At 63.5% G+C, this 22,116-nt stretch carries 18 protein-coding genes; 12 read left to right on the top strand and 6 right to left on the bottom strand.

Annotated features, from left to right (window positions below; all coding sequences use genetic code 11):
- The first annotated feature begins 30 nt into the window (after nt 1–30).
- Nucleotides 31–1,953: an AsmA family protein gene (locus GOX01_RS05285; protein ID WP_024716880.1), complete on the top strand. Its 1,923-nt coding sequence runs from the start codon at nt 31–33 to the stop codon at nt 1,951–1,953.
- Nucleotides 1,954–2,028: 75 nt separating this feature from the next.
- Entirely contained in the window at nt 2,029–3,354 is a 1,326-nt protein-coding gene (locus GOX01_RS05280) for a UDP-glucose dehydrogenase family protein (RefSeq protein ID WP_011252491.1), read from the top strand.
- A 9-nt stretch (nt 3,355–3,363) separates the two neighbouring features.
- Here the strand turns inward: GOX01_RS05280 and GOX01_RS05275 are convergent, their stop codons facing one another.
- From GOX01_RS05275 to pspF, 6 genes are all read right to left on the bottom strand, one after another.
- The gene (locus GOX01_RS05275) at nt 3,364–4,770 is read right to left on the bottom strand and encodes a sugar porter family MFS transporter (protein ID WP_011252492.1); all 1,407 of its coding nucleotides are present in this window, start codon (nt 4,768–4,770) and stop codon (nt 3,364–3,366) included.
- 224 nt (nt 4,771–4,994) lie between these two features.
- Nucleotides 4,995–6,875, bottom strand: a complete 1,881-nt coding sequence (cysC, locus tag GOX01_RS05270; protein ID WP_011252493.1) for an adenylyl-sulfate kinase — start codon at nt 6,873–6,875, stop codon at nt 4,995–4,997.
- Between the two features lie 2 nt (nt 6,876–6,877).
- Nucleotides 6,878–7,672 (bottom strand): sulfate adenylyltransferase subunit CysD, encoded by a 795-nt coding sequence (cysD, locus tag GOX01_RS05265; RefSeq protein ID WP_024716878.1) that lies wholly within the window; start codon nt 7,670–7,672, stop codon nt 6,878–6,880.
- A 77-nt stretch (nt 7,673–7,749) separates the two neighbouring features.
- Entirely contained in the window at nt 7,750–8,430 is a 681-nt protein-coding gene (locus GOX01_RS05260) for a phosphoadenylyl-sulfate reductase (RefSeq protein WP_011252495.1), read from the bottom strand.
- Between the two features lie 144 nt (nt 8,431–8,574).
- Complete coding sequence (locus GOX01_RS05255; protein ID WP_011252496.1) at nt 8,575–9,600, bottom strand: class I SAM-dependent methyltransferase; 1,026 nt, start codon at nt 9,598–9,600, stop codon at nt 8,575–8,577.
- 270 nt (nt 9,601–9,870) lie between these two features.
- Nucleotides 9,871–10,923 carry a phage shock protein operon transcriptional activator gene (pspF, locus tag GOX01_RS05250; RefSeq protein WP_011252497.1) on the bottom strand — a complete coding sequence of 351 codons (1,053 nt, stop codon included), beginning with the start codon at nt 10,921–10,923 and terminating at the stop codon, nt 9,871–9,873.
- A gap of 114 nt (nt 10,924–11,037) precedes the next feature.
- Between pspF and pspA the strand changes: the two genes are divergently transcribed.
- The 10 genes from pspA (at nt 11,038) to GOX01_RS05200 (ending at nt 22,110) form a co-directional block, all read left to right on the top strand.
- On the top strand, nt 11,038–11,721 hold the full coding sequence (gene pspA, locus GOX01_RS05245; RefSeq protein WP_062269220.1) for a phage shock protein PspA: 684 nt from the start codon (nt 11,038–11,040) through the stop codon (nt 11,719–11,721).
- A 29-nt stretch (nt 11,722–11,750) separates the two neighbouring features.
- A complete protein-coding gene (pspB, locus tag GOX01_RS05240; RefSeq protein ID WP_011252499.1) occupies nt 11,751–11,990 on the top strand; it encodes an envelope stress response membrane protein PspB in 240 nt (79 codons plus the stop codon).
- Nucleotides 11,987–13,321, top strand: a complete 1,335-nt coding sequence (locus GOX01_RS12970) for a head GIN domain-containing protein (RefSeq protein WP_011252500.1) — start codon at nt 11,987–11,989, stop codon at nt 13,319–13,321. The genes pspB and GOX01_RS12970 overlap by 4 nt, the downstream gene beginning before the upstream one ends.
- Before the next feature lie 3 nt (nt 13,322–13,324).
- Nucleotides 13,325–14,692 carry a GIN domain-containing protein gene (locus GOX01_RS05230; protein ID WP_011252501.1) on the top strand — a complete coding sequence of 456 codons (1,368 nt, stop codon included), beginning with the start codon at nt 13,325–13,327 and terminating at the stop codon, nt 14,690–14,692.
- A gap of 71 nt (nt 14,693–14,763) precedes the next feature.
- The gene (locus GOX01_RS05225; RefSeq protein WP_011252502.1) at nt 14,764–15,549 is read left to right on the top strand and encodes an MlaE family ABC transporter permease; all 786 of its coding nucleotides are present in this window, start codon (nt 14,764–14,766) and stop codon (nt 15,547–15,549) included.
- Entirely contained in the window at nt 15,546–16,349 is an 804-nt protein-coding gene (locus GOX01_RS05220; RefSeq protein WP_011252503.1) for an ABC transporter ATP-binding protein, read from the top strand. Before GOX01_RS05225 ends, GOX01_RS05220 begins: the two co-directional genes overlap by 4 nt.
- Nucleotides 16,346–16,552, top strand: coding sequence for a hypothetical protein (locus GOX01_RS05215; protein WP_034953917.1), 207 nt, complete (start codon nt 16,346–16,348; stop codon nt 16,550–16,552). The genes GOX01_RS05220 and GOX01_RS05215 overlap by 4 nt, the downstream gene beginning before the upstream one ends.
- Before the next feature lie 171 nt (nt 16,553–16,723).
- Nucleotides 16,724–18,124 (top strand): DNA repair protein RadA, encoded by a 1,401-nt coding sequence (gene radA, locus GOX01_RS05210; RefSeq protein WP_024716877.1) that lies wholly within the window; start codon nt 16,724–16,726, stop codon nt 18,122–18,124.
- A gap of 177 nt (nt 18,125–18,301) precedes the next feature.
- Nucleotides 18,302–20,125: a Hint domain-containing protein gene (locus GOX01_RS05205; RefSeq protein WP_011252505.1), complete on the top strand. Its 1,824-nt coding sequence runs from the start codon at nt 18,302–18,304 to the stop codon at nt 20,123–20,125.
- A gap of 20 nt (nt 20,126–20,145) precedes the next feature.
- Complete coding sequence (locus GOX01_RS05200; RefSeq protein ID WP_062269424.1) at nt 20,146–22,110, top strand: glycosyltransferase family 4 protein; 1,965 nt, start codon at nt 20,146–20,148, stop codon at nt 22,108–22,110.
- Nucleotides 22,111–22,116: the final 6 nt, after the last annotated feature.

Raw genomic sequence — 22,116 nt, 5'->3', positions numbered from 1 at the left:
CACACTGAAGACTTCCTGAAAGACTGTCTCTTGCTGCGCTGGTTTCTGGTTTCCATCCTGTCCCTCACCGTTCTTCTCCTGGCCCTGTTCGGCGCAGGATGGATCTGGATCGACCACAAGGACCTTGCCGCCTTCGCCACCGCGAAGCTGGAAAGGAAGCTGGACCGTCCCGTCCATATTGGCGCCCTGCACATCCATCCCGGAACCTGGCTGACGATCGAAGCGGATGACGTCTCCGTCGCCAACATCGCCAGCGGCACGCGCCCGCAGATGATGACGCTCGGCCATCTCGGCGCACAGGTCCGCCTGACTTCCCTGATCTGGGGGCCGCCCGAAACCCGCAACATCGTCATCTCGAAGTTCTCGGGCCTGTTCGAGCGCACGCCTGCGCATCTGCCCAACTGGCGCTTCGGCCCCCACCAGAACGACCCGCGCCCCCCGCTCACGCCAGAGCAGCAGGCCAAAGCGGACGCACCACCCGATCTGCACAGCGCCCCGGGCCTGCGCAACGTCACGATCCTCGACAGCGACGTGACCTACCGCTCGGCCAATGGCGCATCCTACAAGGCCACACTCGGGAAGGTCGAACTCGCCTCAACCAGCGATACGAGCCCGCTCACCATGACCCTGAGCGGCGCCTATAACGGCACCCCGATCGCGATTTCCGCCGAAATGGAGCCGATCCGCGACCTCCGCAAAACGCCACAGCGCCCCTACGGCACCAAGGCCCATGTCACATCCGGGGACATGACCTCGGACTTCACCGGCACCCTGACGGACCCGACAAATTTCGACGGCGTCGAAGGCCATACCACCGTCACCACACCCACATCCGACACGCTGTTCAACGTCGCTGGAATCAAGGGCGATCATGCCCCGGTCAAACTGACCCTGTCCGGCGATTTCAGCCATTCCGGCAATGACTGGCATTTCCGCAAGGCGAACGGCACCATCCAGACCAGCACGATGGAAGACGGGGACTTCACGCTTGTCGAAGGCAGCCACGGCAAACCCGATGACGTGACGGCAAAGATCGGTTTTGGCCGCCTCGACATCAACGGCCTGATGCCGATCCTCGCGCCCCCTGGCGCCAAAGGCAGCAAGAAAAGCCCCTCCACGCTCCACGCGGACCTGCTGCTTCTGACACCACCCGATCCCGATCCGCTGGTCCATTTCGACCTCGCGGCCCGTCAACTGGTCTACAACAGGCTCGACTTCGCAAACCTGAAGATCCAGGCGGCCCAGATCCCCAACCGCATCGACATTCCTGTCCTGCGCCTCGGCTATGTCGGGGCCTCCCTGAGCGCCAACGGACATATCGAAGCCGACGGGAAATCCTCCTCCCGCATCGCTGCCGAACTCGCCCTGACCCATGGCGACATCGACCGCCTGCGCCGCGTCGCGGGCCTCGCTCCCGTTCCGGTCAATGGCAGCCTGAGCTTTCGTATCATCGCCAGCGCAAACAACGTCCACACCCTCAACGAAGCCATGAGCCGCGCCGACCTCACCGCAGCCGTCAGCATGGAAAAGGGCGAGATCGCGCGTGAGATCGTCGAGGCCGCCTCGATGGATCTGCGCCTCCTCTTCCGCCACGCCAAGGGCGTCACCCCCATCACCTGCCTGCTCGGCGTCCTGCAGATGCATCAGGGCATCGGTGTCGTCGTACCGCTGCGTCTGCGCACCGGCGCAGGCACCATCGCGGCCAAGGCGGATTTCGATCTCAACCGCAGATGGCTTGATCTCGTCTTTGCCAGCCGCCCCTTCTCGACCAGCTTCTTTGCCCTGGATGTTCCCATCCGCGTCAGCGGCCGTTTCGATGCGCCGGTCCTTTCCCTCGCAAGATGGTCGAAGGAAGGCCGGAACATGCTCGCGGATTCAAACGAGGTCACGAACCTTCCCCCCGCCCTGCAGGGTTTCGCGGCCTCCAACGCCTGCGCCCGCCCCACACGCTAGCCATTGCATCCCCGGGATTTGCACCCCATCCAGCCCCCGGCTATGCACATCGCACCGTAGGAAGAGGGTCCAGATATGCGTATTGCAATGGTCGGTGGCGGATATGTCGGTCTTGTCTCAGGCGCCTGCTTCGCCGAGTTCGGAGCCGACGTCACCATCGTGGAGCGGGACCTCAGAAAGCTTGAGGCCCTCAATGCCGGTCGCATCCCCATCTACGAGCCGGGACTGGACACTCTCGTCAGCAGCAATGTCGACGCCGGTCGCCTGACATTCGGGGATGATCTCGGCGCCGCCATGACTGACGCCGATGCCGTCTTCATCGCCGTCGGCACCCCCACCCGACGCGGCGACGGCCATGCCGACCTGACCTATGTCTACGCCGCGGCCGGAGAAATTGCCCGAGCTGCGAAAACGGATCTGCTGGTCGTTACGAAATCCACCGTACCCGTCGGCACAGGACGCGAAGTCGCCCGTATCCTGCGCCAGACACGCCCGGACCTGACCTTCGACGTCGCCTCCAATCCGGAGTTCCTCCGCGAAGGCAACGCGATCGACGACTTCATGCGTCCCGACCGCGTCATCGTCGGGATCGACCGTTCGGGACCGGATAAAGGCGCCCGTGCCCAGGCCCTCATCGAACAGCTTTATCGTCCGCTGATGGCCATTCAGGCCCCGATCGTCCTGACGGATCTGGAAACGGCGGAACTGACCAAATACGCCGCCAATGCCTTCCTCGCGATGAAGGTCACCTTCATCAACGAGATGGCTGATCTGTGCGAGAAGGTCGGCGGCAATATCCATGACGTCGCCCGCGGCATGGGCCTCGACCAGCGGATCGGCAGCCGCTTCCTCAGTCCCGGCCCGGGCTATGGCGGCTCCTGCTTCCCCAAGGACACCCGCGCCCTGACCGCCATCGCTCAGGATGCCGGCGCCCCTACAAAACTGGTCGAAGCCACGGTCGCGATCAACGAAGCCCGCAAGACCGGCATGGCCGAACGCATTATCGCGCAGGCGGGTGGCAGCCTTGAGGGTAAAACGGTCGGTATCCTGGGCCTGACGTTCAAGCCCGACACGGACGACATGCGCGAAGCGGCGTCCCTGCCCATTCTGGCTCGCCTGCATGAAGCAGGCGCCGTCCTTCAGGTGTTCGATCCCGAAGGGATGGACGCGGCCCGCGCGCTCCTGCCGGAAGGCGTACGCTACTGCGAGGACGCGCTGACCGCCTCACAGGACGCCGACATCGTGGTCGTCCTGACGGAATGGAACATGTTCCGCGCCCTCGACCCTGCGCGCCTGCGAAGCGCCATGCGCGGCAACGCCATCGCGGATCTGCGCAACATCTGGAGCCCCGACCTCATGCGCGAGGCCGGGTTCGATTACCGCTCGATCGGGCGGCCCTGAAAGAGCGCCTTAGCGGGCCCGGGCTTCGGATCGGGCCACCGCACGATCCACAGGCGCAAACGTCCCGTTGCGCAGCCGCCGCTCCAGCTCCTCAAGGGACTGGCCTTTGGTCTCGGGCACGTAACGCAGCACGAACCAGAACGCGAAGGCGTTAACGCCCGCAAACAGCCAGAACGTCCACCCCGCGCCCAGCATCTGCACAAGCGACAGCGTGGTCAGGGAAATCAGCAGATCCGCCCCCCAGTGGCTTCCGGCCACGAGACTCATGCCCTTGCCACGGCAGGACAGCGGATAGACTTCCGCCCCAACCAGCCAGATGGCGACCGACAGGCTGCCCGTATTGAAAATGGTATAGGCCATGACGGCCGCGACCGTGATCCATGCCCCGATCCCGCCGGTCAGGTGCATCGCAAACGTCGTTCCCAGAACCGCCAGCGCCACCACGGCGCCTGGCAGCATCCGCAGGAGCAGCGTCCGCCGCCCCCAGGTATCGACGGCCCAGCCGCCGAATACTGTCGCAAAAACCATGCCCACGCCTACCGCCACAGAAGTCAGCAGGGCGGAATCCTGCCCGAAACCCGCATCGGCAAAGATCGTCGGCGCGTAATACATGACGGCGTTGATGCCCGTGAATTGACACAGGAGCGCAATCCCCACGGAAGCCGTCAGCGCAGGCCGCACCCAGGGCTTAGCCAGTTCAGACCACGGCGCCTGCACATCATGGTTTTCAATGATTTCCTCCAGCTCCCGGTCCGCCGCCTCATCGGACAGACGCACACGCCGCAGAACCGCCCTTGCTTCTTCGATCTGCCCGTTCAGGGCCAGCCAGCGCGGGCTGTTGGGCAGGAACGCCATGCCCACGAACAGGATCAGCGCAGGCAGCATCCCGATCCCGAACATCAGCCGCCAGCTCGAGTCCCGCAGCAGATAACCGGTCACGAAAGAACTCGTGATGCCGAAAACCACCGCCAGCTGAAAGCCGACAACAAGCCGCCCCCGACGCTCCGGCGGCGAGACTTCCGCGATATAGATCGGAACGATCTGTGACGCCGCACCGATGGCCAGGCCAAGGATCAGACGGGCAATAATCAGAACGGCCACACTCTGCGCCGAGGACACAACGACCGTCCCCAGCAGGAACAGCGCCGCCGCGATCATGACCGTGCGCCGGCGCCCGATCCGGTCGGAAATGCTCCCGGCCCCGAGGCACCCGATCAGCGCTCCCAGAATGATGGCCGACGTTACGATTTCCGCCCCAAGCGTATCCAGATGGAACTGGTTGCGAAGCTGGAGCAGGGCGGAAGAGATAATGCCGGTATCATACCCGAACAGCAGCCCTCCCGTTGCCGAAATGGTCGCAATGAAATTCGTCAGGGCATGTCCGCTCAACCGTCCGTGCGCGTTCCTGTTCTGCATCGTGAAACCTTCCACCGCGAAGCCGCAGGCCGTTATTCGTGAGACAATCTGCCTGCGTTAACGCTCCACAACAGGAAAATAACATCACAAAAGTTACGGTTTTCGTTTTTATCGTGAACTTTCTCGTGTGCCATCCGGCATATCCCTGAGGCGGCAGACATGAAAAAAACCCCTTCCCGTAAGGAAAGGGGGTTCTGACGTCATTGCCGCCGGGAAAGCCCGTCTTACGGCTGGACAATCCGCAGAATAAACGCCGTCAGGGTGTTGATGGCCTCCTGTTCCGGCCGGTCCGCAGGCAAACGCAGTTCGGGCGAAACCGGCGCTTCGTAAGGCGCGGAAATGCCGGTAAATTCCGGAATCTTTCCAGCGCGCGCCGCGGCATACAGCCCCTTGGGGTCCCGCTTTTCGCAGGTTTCCAGCGGCGTATCCACGAAGACTTCATGGAAGTTCTCGCCCACGATCTGCCGCGCCTGTGCCCGGTCCGCCTGAAGCGGCGAGACCAGCGCCACGATCACAACCTGCCCGCTTTCGGCCAGGATCTTCGCCACATGCGCCGCACGGCGGATGTTCTCGTGACGGTCTTCCGGCGAGAACCCAAGATCGCTGCACAGCCCGGCCCGCAGAGTGTCCCCGTCCAGAACTGTTGCATTGATCGCCTGCTCGGACAGCGCCAGTTCGGCCGCACGCGCCACCGTGCTTTTGCCCGAACCCGGCAGACCCGTCAGCCAGAACACACCGCTCTTGTGACCGCGCGTCTGGACCTGACGGGCGGCGGAAACACGGCTGGCCGTCGGATGGATGGCATGTTCGCCGTCCGCCAGTTCAGCCGGACCGATCAGCGGCGCGCCACCAACGATGCGCTGGTAACGATCTACCAGAACACCGCGCCCGTCACCAAATCCCGGCGAGAACGGGTCGAACAGCACGGCATGGGATGCCGCCAGCGTAATTTCCGCAAACCCGTCAGGCGGAACGCTGTCGCCTTCACGCAGGGTCAGATCTTCCAGATCGACCACGGCGTCGATGGAGGCCACTGTCACGTCATGCTCGGCCGTGGCCAGACGCAGCGTAAAGCTCTCGCCCACACGCAAAGGCTCGCCACGCAGCCAGAACAGACGCGTGCGGATCCGGGCCGAACGCTCCGGGGCCGCAGCCTGATCGTCAGCCGGGAACAGCAGATCACCACGATCCGGCACCAGATCCGGCTCCAGACGCAGCGCAATGGATTCACCTGCACCCGCGACCGGAAGCTCCGGAGCATGCCAGCGGCAGACTTCCGCCACGGTCGCAACCTGTCCCTGCGCCCCAATGCTCAGACGATCTCCCGCACGGACGGTCCCACGCTCGATCCGGCCCGCGACGTAGCGGATGCCGTCAAAGCGATAGACATCCTGCACCGGCATCCGGAACGGCAGCGCGGCGCGCGAAGCCGGCGGCGGCACATTGGCCAGCGCCTCGACCAGCGTCGGGCCCTTGTACCAGAGCGAACGCTCGGAGCGGCTGGCAATGTTATCGCCATCACGGGCGGAGGCAGGCACAACGGCCTCGACCTCGATTTCCAGACGGCCCAGAAGCTGGCGCACATCGGACTCGACCTTGACGATCTGCGCCTCGTCAAAGCCCAGGATATCGGACTTGTTGAGCAGCACGATCACATGGCGGATGCCGATCAGCCGCAGCAGCATGGCATGACGCCGCGTCTGCTCCTGCGCACCTTCCTTGGCATCCACGACCAGCACGGCGGCTTCCGCATCGGCGGCACCCGTAATCATGTTGCGCAGGAACTGGCGATGGCCCGGCGCATCAACGATCACGAACTCACGCGATCCCAGACGGAACGGAATCCGCGTGGAATCGACCGTCACGCCCTGATCGCGTTCGATCTGAAGAGAGTCGAGCAGGAAGCTCCACTCTACCGCCAGCCCACGCTTACGGCTGCTCTCGACGATCTGCGCCAGCTTGCCGTCCTGCAGGCTGTCAGTGTCGTACAGAAGACGCCCGATCAGTGTGGACTTGCCATGATCGACATGCCCGACGATGACGATGGGCGTCGCTGCGGCGCGGTGGGTTTCCGAAAAGCTCTCGGTCACGATGTTGTCACCCATTTTCACAGATATCCCGCTACACGCAGACGCTCGAACACGTCTTCGGACTCATGATCCATCGCACGCCCCGCGCGCTCGGAGGTCCGGCTGGTTTCCAGTTCGGCAATCACTTCCGCCACGGTGGAGGCATTGCTCTCGATCGGATTGGTGATGTCCTGATCGCCCAGCGAGCGGTAACGCTTGCCGTCTTTGGCGAAATACAGATCCACCAGCGGAATGCCCTCACGCTCGATATAGCGCCAGATGTCGATCTCCCGCCATGCCAGCAGCGGATGGACGCGGATATGCATGCCGTCTTCATACGGCGTCGCATACTGGTCCCAGAACTCCGGCGGCTGGTTGCGCACGTCCCAGCGATGCCCGGCACCACGCGGGCTGAACACGCGCTCTTTCGCACGGGTCGCCTGCTCGTCACGACGGATGCCTGCAATGACGCCCCGGAACTTGTGCTTGTCGATCATCGCGGCCAGACCGGCCGTCTTGCGGGCAGCAGAGCGCGCAGCCGGCGGCAGGGACGGGTCGATTTCCTCAACCGGCGGGCAGTAGCCCAGCAGCAGGTCCAGGTTCCACTTCTTCGTATATTCGTCGCGGAAGGCATACATTTCCGGGAATTTCTTCTCGGTATCGACATGCATGACGGGGAACGGGACATGCCCCATGAACGCCTTGCGCGCCAGCCAGACCATCACGTTGCTGTCCTTGCCAAGCGACCACAGCAGGGACAGGGGCTTCAGCTTGCGATAGGCCTCGCGCAGGATGAAAATGCTCTGGGCCTCGAGCTGGTCCAGATCATCCATGATACGCGGCTGTGCCAAACCGGTGGTGAACTGATCCCGGGACAGGATCCGTGTTTGCGTCATTATCCGCTCCGTAGTCATGCCGGCCTGTGAATGCCGCATTCCGTCTTGGCCAGACCGGCCCAGCGGCCCGCCCGTCCATCTTCACCATCCTTGACCGCCCTTGTGCATGGAGCACAACCGATCGAGGTGTAACCTTTTGCAACCAGGGGGTGCCGTGGCAGGTCCCGGCGCTGCATCTGCGCCTCGATTTTCTCGGGGCCCCAGCCCGCCAGCGGGTTGAGCTTCACGCTGCCATCAGGCTGCGGATCAACCAGCGGCAGCGCCGCCCGCGTCGCGGACTGGCTGCGCTTGCGCCCCGTAATCCAGACATCGAAATCCGGCAGCACCAGATCCAGCGGCTCGACCTTGCGCAGCGCACAGCACGCATCCGGATCGAAATCCGCGAGCTGATCCTGTGGATCACGGTCATGCAGCGCTTGCGGTGTAGGAGACAGGGTCCGGACATCCGAAAGCCCCAGCCTGCGGGACAGTCTGTCACGGTATTCCAGCGTTTCGGGAAAGTGCCGCTTCGTATCCAGGAAAAACACCGGAACCGAAGGGTCAGCCTGCGCTACAAGATCCAGCAGAACCGCCGACTCCGCCCCGAAAGACGAAATCACGGCCACGCGTCCCCGCAGCAGATCCAGAGTCTCCCCCAGCACCCGGTCTTCGGGGATCTGGCGGAGATGATCCAATTCCGTCCGTGAGAGAGGCATGCGCTGCACCTACCTGTGTCCAGATCAGTCATGCCACCTGCGTGGCACGCCCCGAGACATAGGCGCATCATCCGCAAAAATAAACTATTTTATTTGATATAACTTTTTTGTTTCGTCATTATATCACGTTGAGCGCACGTTTTTTCAGCGCAATCTCCGCCGCACAGGCGCAGTATATCGCCAGGCCGCAGACTGCCGCAGCCGCGTCATTCCCGGAAGACCCCGCAGACGCTCCCGCCAGTGCGAACCGTCCAGAGGGGATTCGTCCTGTAAAACACGAGACTCTTCTGCCCGCTCCGCTTCCCTCTGCCCGGCCGCCGCAGACCCCGGAAGCGGATCTGCCGCCTCACGCACCATGCGCTCCCAGCTTTCGACACGCCGGCGAACATCCGGCTCAGCCCGGAAAAACACCCCGAATTCAAACCCCGGCGGCGCCGTATCCTCAAACCCCGCGCACGCCAGATCCAGAACATTGTTCCGCGCCAGCGGGATCATCAGTTCCGCAAGATGCCGCGGCGTGAACACCCAGCAATGCACATCCACATAATGCGACGGATCGGACAGCGCAGGGCGCACCCAGTCCAGCGCCTCTTCAAAGGAAAACTGCACCTTCATGTCACCGGGCGCACTTACCCCCTCGTAAAAATCCTGACAGCGCACCTCGGAATCACGCACCTTGTTCAGCGCGAAGTCGAGAATGTCACGCGCATCCGGCGTGCGCCGCTTCTGCATCCAGGCGACCAGCAGATCCGCCAGCCGGGTCGGCGGCCGCAGCGCATCGAAGGAAAAACGGGCATCGGGCAGCATCAGGCGGATTTCGCCCTCCGCCGAGAGCACTTCGGACGCCTCGGCCAGCCAGCCGATCAGATCCGGAACATGCTCGCCCACATGAGACGCCACGATCAGATCAAACGAGCCGTCCACGCAGTCCTTCAAAGGACGATCGAGCCAGACGACATCTACCGGAGCCAAATTATCAGGGGTCACGGCCGGGTCCCACGCGAACTGACGCAGCAGCCCTTCCGTATCGACCCGGTCCGCATAAAGGACCTGACACGCGTCCCGCGTCAGGACCGGCGTCGTCAGCGCCCCGATTTCCAGGCAGCGGGCCCGACTGAAATCAATGCCGCGCCGCAGGGCCGCCTGACGTTTGCGGAAAATTTCTGGCACAGAACCTCGATCTCTGGACAGGAGCCTGACGCGACAGACCCGGAAAACACAAAAGCCGGAACGCGCCCGCGGGAAAGGCTATAGGAAGCCGGTTAAAAACCTGTCAACGCTGGCGCAGTCCCGACACCCTCAGGCGAAATGGCGCGCCGCCCCACATAATGGCCCACTCCGCCATTATAGCTTCCGCAAAAAGCCGGTTCGACAGCCTGAAAATCCCTCTGAACGCCATCTGGCACGGTTCATGCATCATGGGATTTCATGGACATGCTCTCACCCTTTTGCACCCAGCGCCTTGCGGGCTTCCTTGTCCGCCAGACCGTGCAGCCGCAGATGATGGCGGAACTGATAGTAAGTCAGGCCGAGCAGCTCGGCCGCGCGCCGCTGGCTGAACTGCGCCTCACGCAGGGCGGCTTCCAGAAGGCTGCGTTCATGTGCCCGGACATCCGCCCCGAAGTCCCGCGGAAATGTCAGCGGCTCGCCTATGCTTACGCTCCCCACAGGACCAGCAGCCGGCGCGGCCATGCCCTGCCAGTCCGGCGTCACGAACGGGTCCAGCACAATCTCGTCCAGCGCCCTTTCCGGACGGTCCATCCGATAAACGCTGCGCTCGACCACATTGCGCAACTCGCGCACATTGCCCGGCCAGTCATAAGCCTGCAGGCGCGCCAGAGCCCGGTCCGTAAAGCCCGCGAAAACCTTTCGTCCCAGTTCCGCGCTCATGCGGGTGGCAAAATGCCCGGCCAGCAGCGGAATATCTTCCGGACGGGCGCGCAGCGGCGGAATATTCACGACATCAAACGCCAGCCGGTCCAGCAGATCCGCCCGGAAGCGCCCCTCCCGCGCCATGGCCGGCAGATCGGCATTGGTGGCCCCGATCAGCCGCACATCCACGCGAATGGTCTCGCTGCCGCCCACGCGCTCGAAACTGCCATATTCGATCACCCGCAGCAGCTTTTCCTGCACGGCCTGCGACGCGGTTCCGATCTCGTCGAGAAACATCGTGCCGCCATCCGCCCGCTCGAAACGGGACAGGCGACGCTTCTGCGCGCCCGTGAACGCACCAGCCTCATGACCAAACAGTTCACTGTCCAGCAGCGCCTCGGGCAGGGCCGCGCAGTTGAGCTTCACCAGCGGCCGGTCCCAGCGGTCCGACAGCAGAGCCAGACGCGCAGCCACCAGTTCCTTGCCCGTCCCGCGCTCGCCGATCACGAGAACCGGGCGCTTCAGGGGCGCCAGTCGGGAGACCTGATCCAGCATCTCCAGAAATGCCGGAGCCCGCCCGATCGGGGTCGGCACCTCGTCCATATCGGTGCTTCTCGCCATTTTCTGGTCTCTCACGCCCCTGTTTCGGTCTTCAGTTCATAACACCCTCAAAACAGCATCGCTGACAAGGGCAGGCATTCTGTCCTAAGTCTCTCCAACAGGAAGGAAAGCATCATGGGTATTTTCTCTCGCCTCGCCGATATCGTGAACTCCAATCTCAATGCGATTCTCGCTACCGCCGAGGACCCGCAGAAGATGATCCGCCTGGTCATCCAGGAAATGGAAGACACGCTGGTCGAGGTCCGCAGTCAGGCCGTGCGCACGATCGCCGAACGCAAGCAGCTTGAACGCCGCGTCCGCACCATGATGCATGAGGAAGACGAGTGGCACCGCAAGGCTGGCCTCGCCATCGAACGCGGTCGTGACGATCTCGCCAAGGCCGCCCTCGCCGCCCGCCACAGCGTCGAACAGTCCCGCGAGGCGCTGGAGCAGCAGATCGCCCAGATCTCCGATGGGCTGGACCAGCAGAACGACGACATCTCCAAGCTTCAGGCCAAGATCGCCGACGCCAAATCCCGTGAAAAGGCGCTCTCCATCCGCGCCCGCACCGCGCAGGGCCGCCTGAAGACCCGCGAGAAGCTGTACGACATCCGCATCGACGACACCCTGAACCGCTTCGATCAGGTGGAACGCGCTCTTGATGAACTCGAAGGCAAGGCAGAGGCGTATGATCTGGGACGCCGCACCGGCCGGCCGTCACTTCAGGAGGAACTCGCAGCCCTCGAAACCGATGCGGTCGTGGAAAGCGAGTTCGAGGCCCTCAAGCGTCATGTCTCCGAAAAGAAAAGCGCAGGCTGAAAGACGGCTGACCAGAAAAGGCCCAAGGCATGAATTCGTCCATCTTCCCTTTCCTTGTCCCGATCACGGCCATCATTGCCTGGTCAGTAACAAGCATGGTCAAGCACATGACGCGCCAGCCTGACCGCGCTGTGTCAGCAGACCCCATGCTTCAGGCCGCCCTGACACAGGCCGAAGCCCATGCTACGCGTCTGGAAGAAAGGATCGACCAGCTCGAACGCATCCTCGATGAGGATATCCCGGGCTGGAGAGCAAGGAACGCACGATGACACGCCGCCCCGTCCCCTTTTATGGTCGCCGCCCGGCGCTACTGGCGCTGCTGGCGGGCACGGTCCTGCTGGCGCCTGCGGCCCATGCCGCACGGCTGACCCTCTCCGGTGAAGATCTCGACCTGTCCATTCCCTGCACGGGACAGGTGAAGGTCGTGGTTGATCCCGGCATGAAGGACGGGGCGACCCTTGATTCGAGCAGCATGGCGCAGGTCGCGATGCACACCGGCAAGGAAGAGGCGCAGAGCCGCATTTCCATCGCCACAAAAGCCTGCGCGCCGAACGGAAAACTGACGATCAGCATTTCCCCGAACACCGGCCTGACCATCCATGACAGCCATGACACGCATTTCGTCATCACGGGAAAGCTCGCCTCGCTCGACGCCAGCCTCGATTCCACGACCATGGACATCGAGGACACGCAGTCGCTGGACCTGAACATGCAGGGCGCTTCCAGCGTCCATATCAAGTCCCTGGAACGCGCGGCGCAGATCGTGGCGTCAGGAGCCTCGACCCTGACGGCCGACACCGTCCAGCTCACAGCCCTTTCGGCGCAGCTTACACAGAATGCGGCCATGACCCTTTCCGGCAGCAGCATTGATGCCCTGACGCTGGTGACGGCCGATCAGGCCAGCGCCACCATTCTGGGTCATGCGACTGTCGCGACCGTCGCGGCCAACGGGACGGGCGAGGTCAATATCGAAGCGGTTTCCGGACCGATGGTGCGCTCGGGCAAAGGCACCGTACGCGTCGGCGCGCAGAACGGCGTGATCTACCGCCCGACACCGCCGCCCCCCGCCGCGGTGCCGGTCCCCGCGACACCTGCTCCCCTGCCATCCACTCCGGTTCAGGCTCCCGCAACGGGAACGGAAGCGGCCGCAACCGTCCCGACCCCCGTCGTGCCGGCGCCAGCTCCGGTTCCCGCACCGACGGCGCCATCCGTACCTGAAAGCCCGACCGTACCGCAGGCCCCCAGCGTCACGCCTTCCGCGAAAGCCGCGCAGTCGGACAGTGCACCGGTTACAACACCTCCGGCCTCAACCGCGCCCGCTACGGAAGCGCCTGCAACGCCTTCGACATCCGCCAGTGGTGCATCCACATCGGTCACGGCACCGCAGACCACATCGCCAACCGCGCCCCAGACGTCGCCTGCCGCTCCTGCACCCCAGGACAGCAAAACGCCCGCAAAGCCGAGCGTCACGCCTGTGCCGGAAAGCACGCCGGCTCCCACCACCCCGGCGCCTGCAACCCCGACACCGGTCACTCCAACACCGGCAAACCCCGCAACGGTCACGCCGCCGGCTGCCGGAAACGGCTCACAGGGAGACTAAGACATGCGCCAGCCTCTGCCTGCGCGTCTTGCCCTGATCGCGCTTCTGGGATGCGGCATCGCAGCCCTTCCGGGAACGGCCTGCGCAGATCCGGCGGTCATGCCGCCTGCCCCTCCGCCTCCTCCCGCGCCGCCTGCACTGGAAGCTCCGCTGACGGCTTCCGGAACGCTCGTGATCCCCGCAACATGTCTGGACCACCTGTCCGTCGTGGGTGGAGAAGACGCCCATATCGTTTCGGGAAGCGGCCGCCTGAAAAAACACGGCGACCGGCTGACCTTCACGACATCCGCACGGGACTGCTCAACGCAGGACAATGCCGTCGTTATGGTCCCGGCGCAGACCGGTATCGAGATCCTGTCTCCCAGAAACAACCTGACGACGTATCGCATCAGCGGCGTCAACGGTGAGGTGACGGCCGTCACAGGGCGGGGCGATCTGGAGGTCGATCAGGCCGCGGGCCTGACCCTGAACATGGCAGGTTCGGGAACGGTCTCGGTCCGGCATGTCACGGGTCGGCTGACCGTACAGAACCTTGCCAGCGGTGACCTGCATATCGACAGTATCGCCGCCGCCAGTGTGAACCTGACGGCCATGTCGTCGGGCGACATCCGGATCGGCCCGGGCGATACGGATGTCCTGACGGTCCGGGATTATGGCTCGGCCGACATCGTGCTGAATACCCGCACGCGCGATGCGGATGTGACGCTCATGGGCAGCGGTGACATCACGCTTCAGAAAGTGAGCGAGACGCTGAAGAAGCGCCCGCTCGGCTCCGGCACCATCTCCGTGACCGAAAGCTCGGGCGCGCGGATCACGACCTCAACCACACCCGATCCGTCCGCGATCCTGTCCGATACGGCGCGAAAGGTCTTTAACAGCTTCCATATCCAGCTCGGGAATTCGGATGAGGATTCCGAAGCCCCTGTCCATACCCGGCATCACTCCGGCAGCCACGGACTGATTGGCCTTCTGCTGAAAATTGCTCTGATCGTCTGGGCCGTGCGTCTCTTCCGGCGCTATCGCCGGACGGGCGTCCTGCCGTTCCGGAGCACGCTGGACAAAGCCGCTGCGGGATATGCCGAAGGCGTGCGAAGCTGGTCCCTGCACCGCGCCGCCTGGCGGGATACTCCGGCTGCCAGCGCAACGGCCGTGATGCGGGATGCCGTGACGGGTTTCCGCCGCCAGCCGCCGGAACCGGCCGAGGATTTCTCCCGCTCCGTCCCGCCAGGTCATCCGCTGGCACGGCTTCAGGACCGGCTGGTCCGGATGGAACGGCGGCTCGGCCTGATGGAGCAGTTCGTCACATCGCCCGATTTCAGTCTGGAGCGGCAGTTCCGGGACCTTGAACGGGCTGACGAACGCCGCGCCTGAACCGCCCCGGGCAGAGGATGCGGACGACGGAAACTTTGACGTCCGGATGCTGGCAGGGTAGGGGCTGAAGGGTGAATGCCGTTCTTGACCCCATAGCGGCCCTTGGCCGTGCCGCTCTCGGCCTTATCAAGCAGGCAGGTGCTCTCGCCCTGTTCGCGCTGGAGGCTCTGTCACATCTGGTGCGACCGCCTTTCTACTGGCGCATCTTCTTTTCCAGCCTGATCGAGACGGGATTCTTCTCCCTGCCCGTCGTGGCCCTGACCGCCCTGTTCTCCGGCGCCGTCATCGCGCTCCAGTCCTATGTAGGCTTCGGGCAGTATCATGTTCAGAGCGCCATTGCCGGGATCGTCGTCCTGGCCGTGACCCGCGAGCTCGGGCCGGTTCTGGCGGGGCTGATGGTGGCCGGACGCGTGGGCGCGGCCATGTCCGCGCAGATCGGCACCATGCGCGTGACCGACCAGATCGACGCGCTCACCACGCTTTCCACCAACCCGATGAAATATCTCGTGACGCCGCGCCTTCTGGCCGGAACGCTCGCGCTGCCCTGCCTCGTGCTGGTGGCCGACATTCTGGGCGTGATGGGCGGTTTCACGGTTTCGGTCGCCAAGCTCGGCTTCTCGCCCTCGACCTACATCACAGCCACGCTGGACTCGCTCAAGACGATGGATGTCGTCGTGGGGCTGGTTAAGGCGGCGGTGTTCGGATTCCTGATCGCACTGCTGGGCTGCTACAACGGCTATAACAGCCGGGGCGGCGCGGAAGGCGTGGGCTCGGCCACAACGGCCGCCGTTGTGGGCGCCTCCATCCTGCTGCTGCTGTTCGATTACCTCCTGACGGATCTGTTCTTCTCACAATGAGCACGCCCCCCGTAAGCACTCCCAAGATCCGCATCCGCGGCCTGCACAAGGCTTTCGGCTCCAAGATCGTGCTCGATGGCGTGGACCTCGATGTCGAGACCGGCACGTCCATGGTCATCATCGGTGGCTCGGGCTCCGGCAAATCCGTCCTGCTGCGCTGCATCCTCGGCCTGATCGAACCCGACGCCGGGACGATTGAGATCGACGGTGAAAACCTCCTGACAGCTTCCCGTTCGCGGCAGGATGCCCTGCGCCGGCAGATCGGCATGCTCTTCCAGAACGCAGCCCTGTTCGACAGCATGAGCGTCGGCGAGAACGTGGCCTTCGGCATCCGCGCCAAACATTCCGACCGCAACGGTCCGCCCCCCTCGCGCGCGCAGGCTCTCCAGATGGCTGGCGATCTGCTCAAACAGGTCGGGCTGGACCCGTCCGTCGGCGATCTGAGCCCGTCCGAACTCTCGGGCGGCATGCAGAAGCGCGTCGGCCTGGCGCGCGCGATTGCGGGCAATCCCAACATCATGTTCTTCGACGAACCCACGACCGGACTGGACCCGATCATGGGGGCTGTGATCGACGGGCTGATCGTGGACTGCGTGCAGAAGCTCGGCTCCACGGCCATCGCCATTACCCATGACATGGCCTCGGCCCAGCGGATCGGGAACCGTGCGGCCATGCTCTATCATGGGCGGCTGATCTGGCAGGGCGAGGCGTCTGAACTCATGCATTCCGGCAATGCCATGGTCGATCAGTTCACCCATGGCCGACGCGAAGGCCCCATCACCATGGAACTGCGCAAATGAGCCTGCTGCCCCGCTTCCCCAAAACCGATCCCGTCATCTGGAAGCGCATCGGGCTGAGCTATCTGATCGCGCTGCCCCTGCTGTTCATCATGTTCCGCAACCCGCCAGCCCATCCGAACATGCTAATTCAGCTTCTGGGCTTTTTGCTGATCATCATGGTGTCCCGCCTTCTGGCACGCCTGATCCTGCGGACCGACAAGTAGGCATCGGGGCTCTGCCCGGGCCCGGCAGGGATTGTAATCCCTGCACCCTGATTCTGAAGGTTTCCAAAAGTCGCGACCTTTGGTGGGGTGCGGGGCAAAGCGCCGTCTGGATCAGTGCCAGCGCACTCCCTATATACTGGCTTTGTTCCCCTCAGACCGAAGAGATCCGTCTTGGCCAAAAAGCCGACTACCCGTTACGTCTGCCAGAACTGTGGCGCCACCTATCCGAAATGGAATGGCCGATGCGAAGCCTGCGGCGAATGGAACACGCTGGCCGAGGAAACGGTTGAACCCACAGCCCGCAAGACCGGCAAGCTAAGCGCAGGACGTCTTCAGACCGTCCGGCTGGATGGCGAAACCCGGCCGCCTCCACGCATCACAACAAGCATTGCCGAGCTGGACCGCGTTCTGGGTGGCGGCCTCGTCCCGGCCTCGGTCGTACTGGTTGGCGGTGATCCAGGCATCGGCAAGTCCACGCTCATGCTTCAGACGACCTGCGCGCTGGCGCGGTCCGGACATCGCGTCCTGTATGTCTCGGGCGAAGAATCGGTGGACCAGATCCGCATCCGCGCCCAGCGGCTGGGTCTGGACCGCGACCCGAAAATGCTGGACTCGCTGGACCTCGCGGCTTCGATCAATGTTGGCGAAATCGTTGGCTCGCTTGAGCAGGACCGGGCCCATACGGTCGTGGTCATCGATTCCATTCAGACGATGTGGCTGGAAAGCGTGGAAAGCTCGCCGGGTTCAGTCTCACAGGTCCGGGCCAGTGCGTTCGAACTGATCCGGCTGGCCAAGACGCTCGGTTTCGCGCTGATCCTGATCGGGCATGTCACGAAGGAAGGTGCTCTCGCCGGGCCGCGCGTGCTGGAACACATGGTCGATGCCGTCATGTATTTCGAAGGTGATCGCGGGCACCAGTTCCGCATCCTGCGCGCCGCCAAGAACCGCTTTGGCGCGACGGACGAGATCGGCGTCTTCGCCATGACCGATATCGGCCTGACCGAAGTCCCCAACCCGTCCGCGCTGTTCCTCGCGGAGCGGCGCGGCAATATCGCGGGGTCAGCCGTGTTTGCTGGGCTGGAGGGCACCCGCCCCGTCCTGCTGGAAATCCAGGCCCTGCTGTCCCCAAAGGCAGGCGATGGCGCACCCCGCCGTGCTGTCGTGGGCTGGGATACCTCGCGGCTGAACATGCTGCTGGCCGTGCTCGACTCCCGCTGCGGGCTCAAGCTCGCCAACATGGATGTCTATCTCAACATCGCTGGCGGCCTGCGCGTGAACGAACCTGCGGCTGACATGGCTGTGGCGGCGGCACTTGTCTCCGCAGCGACGGGCACGCCCACATCCCCTAACGCCGCCTATTTCGGCGAAGTGGGCCTGTCCGGCGAGATCCGGCAGGTCAGTCAGGCCGATCTGCGTCTGAAGGAAGTGGCCAAGCTGGGCTTCGGCGAAGCAATCCTGCCCCGCCGCGTTTCCGCAGCCTCGGCGCGAGTCAAACCACCGGCAGGACTGAAACTGCGTGAGATCGGACATCTGACGGATCTGGTCGGACCGTTTGCCGACAAGGACACATAACGCACAAATTTTTGCTTTTCCTGTGCTTAAAGGCGAGTTTTTAACGTTTTATTTTCGACACCCACAAAGTCTCGCAGGATATATTTGCGTATATTCTGCGTCTCTTGGGTAAAAATCCCGTATCATCTTTTATGGGAATACTTCCGGAGACCCTCCTAAAACTCTGGCGGGATCCTCATGATGGCGTCCAATGATTATTCAGCAAGCAGCAGTACCCAGCAGACCATCAGCAGTGGACAGTCCGCCAGTTTTCCCACCGACACCTCGATAACCTCCATCCTTGTTCAGGACGGCGGAACAGCGACCATTGAAGGGCCCGTCAGCAGTGTCAGCCTGACGGAGGGCCGTGAAGTCACCACGTCTTCCCTCCCCTTCACGGGAGCAGACATTACCAGCGGTGCAACCATCCAGAGCCTGTCGGTCGGCAACAACCGGTTTGCCGTTATCGAGAACGGTGCAACCGTGTCTTCCGCGACGGTTGTGGGGGGCACAGAACTCGTCTCCCTCTCCGGCTCCGCCCTGCATACCCTGGTCGAAGGCGCTCCGGACCAGATCTCGCAGGTCGCCCATCAGGGTACCCAGATCGTCCAATCGGGTGGTGTGGCGATCGATACAACGGTTTCGGCAGGCTACGATTACTTCACACAGTATCCGGTCATGTCCGGGCCACGTCAGGCGGAACAGATCATTGAGGCGGGAGGCTCCGCACAGGGGACGATCCTGACGGGAACTCCTTTCGTCACCGGCGGGGACCCTCTCTTCCCGCTCGATACAGTAAACTCAAGAAGCTATGCCTCAGCCATCCAGACGGTGGAAAGCGGCGGCTCTGTCAGTGGCACGACAGTCAATGGCGGCGGTTTTTCCACCATTCAAAGCGGCGCCACAGCCATCGATACAAACCTGGGTGGAACTTCCATCCAGGTCGTCCAGCAAAACTGGCCTTTTACGACGGCAACCGTTCCATGCTTCGGCGAACAGATCGTCAATGGTGCAACCTACAACGTTACAGTCGAAAATAACGGCATCCTGATTGTCGGCGGCTCCGCCAGTGCAGTGTCCGTTTCAAGCGGCGGCGAAGTCTCGGCTCTCAGCGGAAGCACCCTTTCCGACATCTCGGTCAACAATGGTGGCACGATTTCCATTGAGAGCGGCACCATTCTTCAGAACCCGGTACAGGTCGAAACCGGAGCGGCCTTCGTTTTCGCTGGAGTGGACAACTCGCACTCCAACGTCTCCGGCACGGTTGTACCAGAAACCGTGCACTCCGGGGACACGCCCCGGGCCATGCTGGAAGTGCTGTCCGCCGGGACGGTCGTCGAAGAGGTGGAAATCGCAGGGGATTTCACATCCCCGCTCTACTTCACGCGCGCAGCATCCGGAAATTATCTCGAAATGGGGTTCGGTACGCCCTGCTACTGTCCCGGCACCCTGATCGCGACACCACAAGGCGAGCGACCGGTCGAGGACCTGGAAATCGGCGATCCCGTCCTGACCGCGGGTGGTCAGATCCGCCCGGTGCACTGGATCGGGCGCCGCGCCTATGATCCCCTCTTCGCCTATGGCAACCGCGACGTCCTGCCGATCCTGATCCGGGCCGGCGCCCTGACGGAAGGGCTGCCCCGGCGGGACCTGATGATCTCCCCCCTGCATGCCATGTTCATAGACGGCTTCCTGATCCCCGCTCTTCATCTCGTGAACGGCATATCGATTATCCAGATCGAACGGCCTGAGACGATCCGCTACATTCACGTCGAACTTGAAAGCCATGATCTTCTGCTGGCAGAAGGCGCGCCATCCGAAAGTTTTCTCGACGATGGATCGCGTGGCATGTTCCACAATGCCGAAGAGTACAGGACCCTTTACCCTGACGCGCCAGGCCGGACGCCCCGGTACTGTGCTCCCCGCCTCGAAGGGGGTGCCGAACTGGAAGCCATCCACCGTCGTCTCTGTTCTTCTGCTCCGGCCCGTGACGACAGGGCCCCGACCGGCGCAGCGGCCTGAACCTTAGGAAACCCTGCGTCTTGACCGTCTCCCTTGTCGGCTATGTTGATGTCTGTGACCGTGAGCAGTTTGCCGGATGGGCCCTCGAACCGGCGTGGCCGGACAGGCCGGTCCGTATTCAGGTCCATGTTGACGGCGAACTGGTGGACGAAGTCGATGCTGACCATTTCAGGGCCGATCTGCGCGGCGGAGACTGGCACGGAAATTATGCCTTTCAGAAAGCCTGGCCGCTTCCGCTGCCGCATGAAGGCGCGCTGGTCGAATTCACCGATGCGCGGGAAGGCCGCCCGCTGACCGGTTCGCCGGTCCGCATCCCGCCCCTGCCCTCATCGCTGGTGGGCGCGTTCGACGTGGCGGACCGGTATCACGTTGCAGGATGGGTCCGGGATGAGGCCTGCCCGGACCGCACAGTCTGGCTGACGGTCTGGGTGGACGGGCAACCCGCCGGACGCCTCGCCGCCAACCGTTTCCGCGCGGATCTGCGGGACGCGGGTTTCGGGACGGGACGGCATGGCTTCCATCATGCCTTTTCGTCCCCGATCGATCCGCTGACGGATCACGTGATCGAACTCCGGCATGGCGAGGAGCGTTTCGGCACACCCTTCACGCTCCCGGGCACAGCCAGCCTGTCTGCGGATCTGAAAACCCATTTTTCCGGCATCCTGCGCGGACTGGATGCACCGCTCGAACGGGCAGACGCCCTGACATTCCTCGTAAGCGAAGCCGAGCGGCTGAGGACCCGGGACGCTGCGGAACTGACAGCGGTGCGCGAGCGCGAAGAGGCCCGGCAGGCACAGCGTCTCTACCCCACGGAAGCAGACAGCACCGATCCGGCACAGACGACCACACCACGTCCCGTCGCCCTTTTCATTGACGACCGCGCTCCGGATCCCGAACGGGATGCCGGTTCGGTCGCGGTCCTGTCCCATATCCACACCATCCGGAATCTCGGTTACCGCTGCTGCTTCATGGCTTCCCGCCTCTCTCCCAGCGAAGAGGATCGCATGCGGCTGGAGCAGCAGGGCATCGAATGTCTGATGCCGCCCGTCTTTCCCTGTCCGGAAGAAGCGCTCCGGCAACTCGGAAGCGGGCTTGAGGTGGTCTATCTGCACCGCCTCAACAATGCGGAAAGCTATTCCGCCCTGACCCGCGCCTTCGCCCCGACCGCCACGCTGATCTGGAGCGCGGCCGATCTGGCCTCCTTGCGTCTGCACCGTCAGGCCGCCGTCGAATCCCGGCCCGAACTCGAACGGTTTGCCAGCCGTCTGGAAGTCCGCGAGAACATGTGCGCCTGGCTGGCGGATTTTGTTCTGACGCATTCTGCCATCGAGGCGCAGCGCCTCTCACGGACCGTGCCCACGGCCAATGTCCATGTTGTGCCCTGGGCCGTGCCGGTCTCTTCCCGCCGGCGCCGGACGCCAGAGGCTCCCGTCATCGCCTTCGTGGGGCATTTCGCCCACGATCCCAATCTGGACGCAGCGAAATGGCTCGTCCTGACGATCATGCCGCGTCTGCGCCAGGTCATTCCGGGCCTGCGCTGTCGCCTGATCGGAAGCGCCATGCCCCATGCCGTCCATACTCTGGCGGCGGAGGACGTGGAGATCGTAGGCGCCGTGCCGGACCTTCAGGACGCTTTGGCGGACATATCCGTCTGTGTGGCGCCGCTCCGTTTCGGGGCCGGGATCAAGGGCAAGGTGCTTGAATCCTGGGCCATCGGGCTGCCCGTCGTCATGACCCCGATCGCCGCCGAAGGTCTGGTGGACCCGGCCGACCCGACATGGCGCGCCGCCATCGCAGACACCCCCTCCGACTTCGCGGAACGGATTGCCGCTTTTCTGGACCCCGCGACAGGCCGAAAACAGGTCCGGGCCGGACGGCGGATTCTGAAAACCCGTTTCTCGGAAGAGGCCGTCGCCGCTGCCCTCTCCCCTGTCCTGCCAGAGGTCTTTCCGGCGTTCGAATCCGACCCGCCCGTCCTGAACTGAGACGCC

This window comes from Gluconobacter oxydans (assembly GCF_006539685.1).
Taxonomy (GTDB): Bacteria; Pseudomonadota; Alphaproteobacteria; order Acetobacterales; family Acetobacteraceae; genus Gluconobacter; species Gluconobacter oxydans.
Note: the sequence above shows the minus strand (reverse complement) of the source record. Positions and strands in the feature narration are given on the sequence as shown.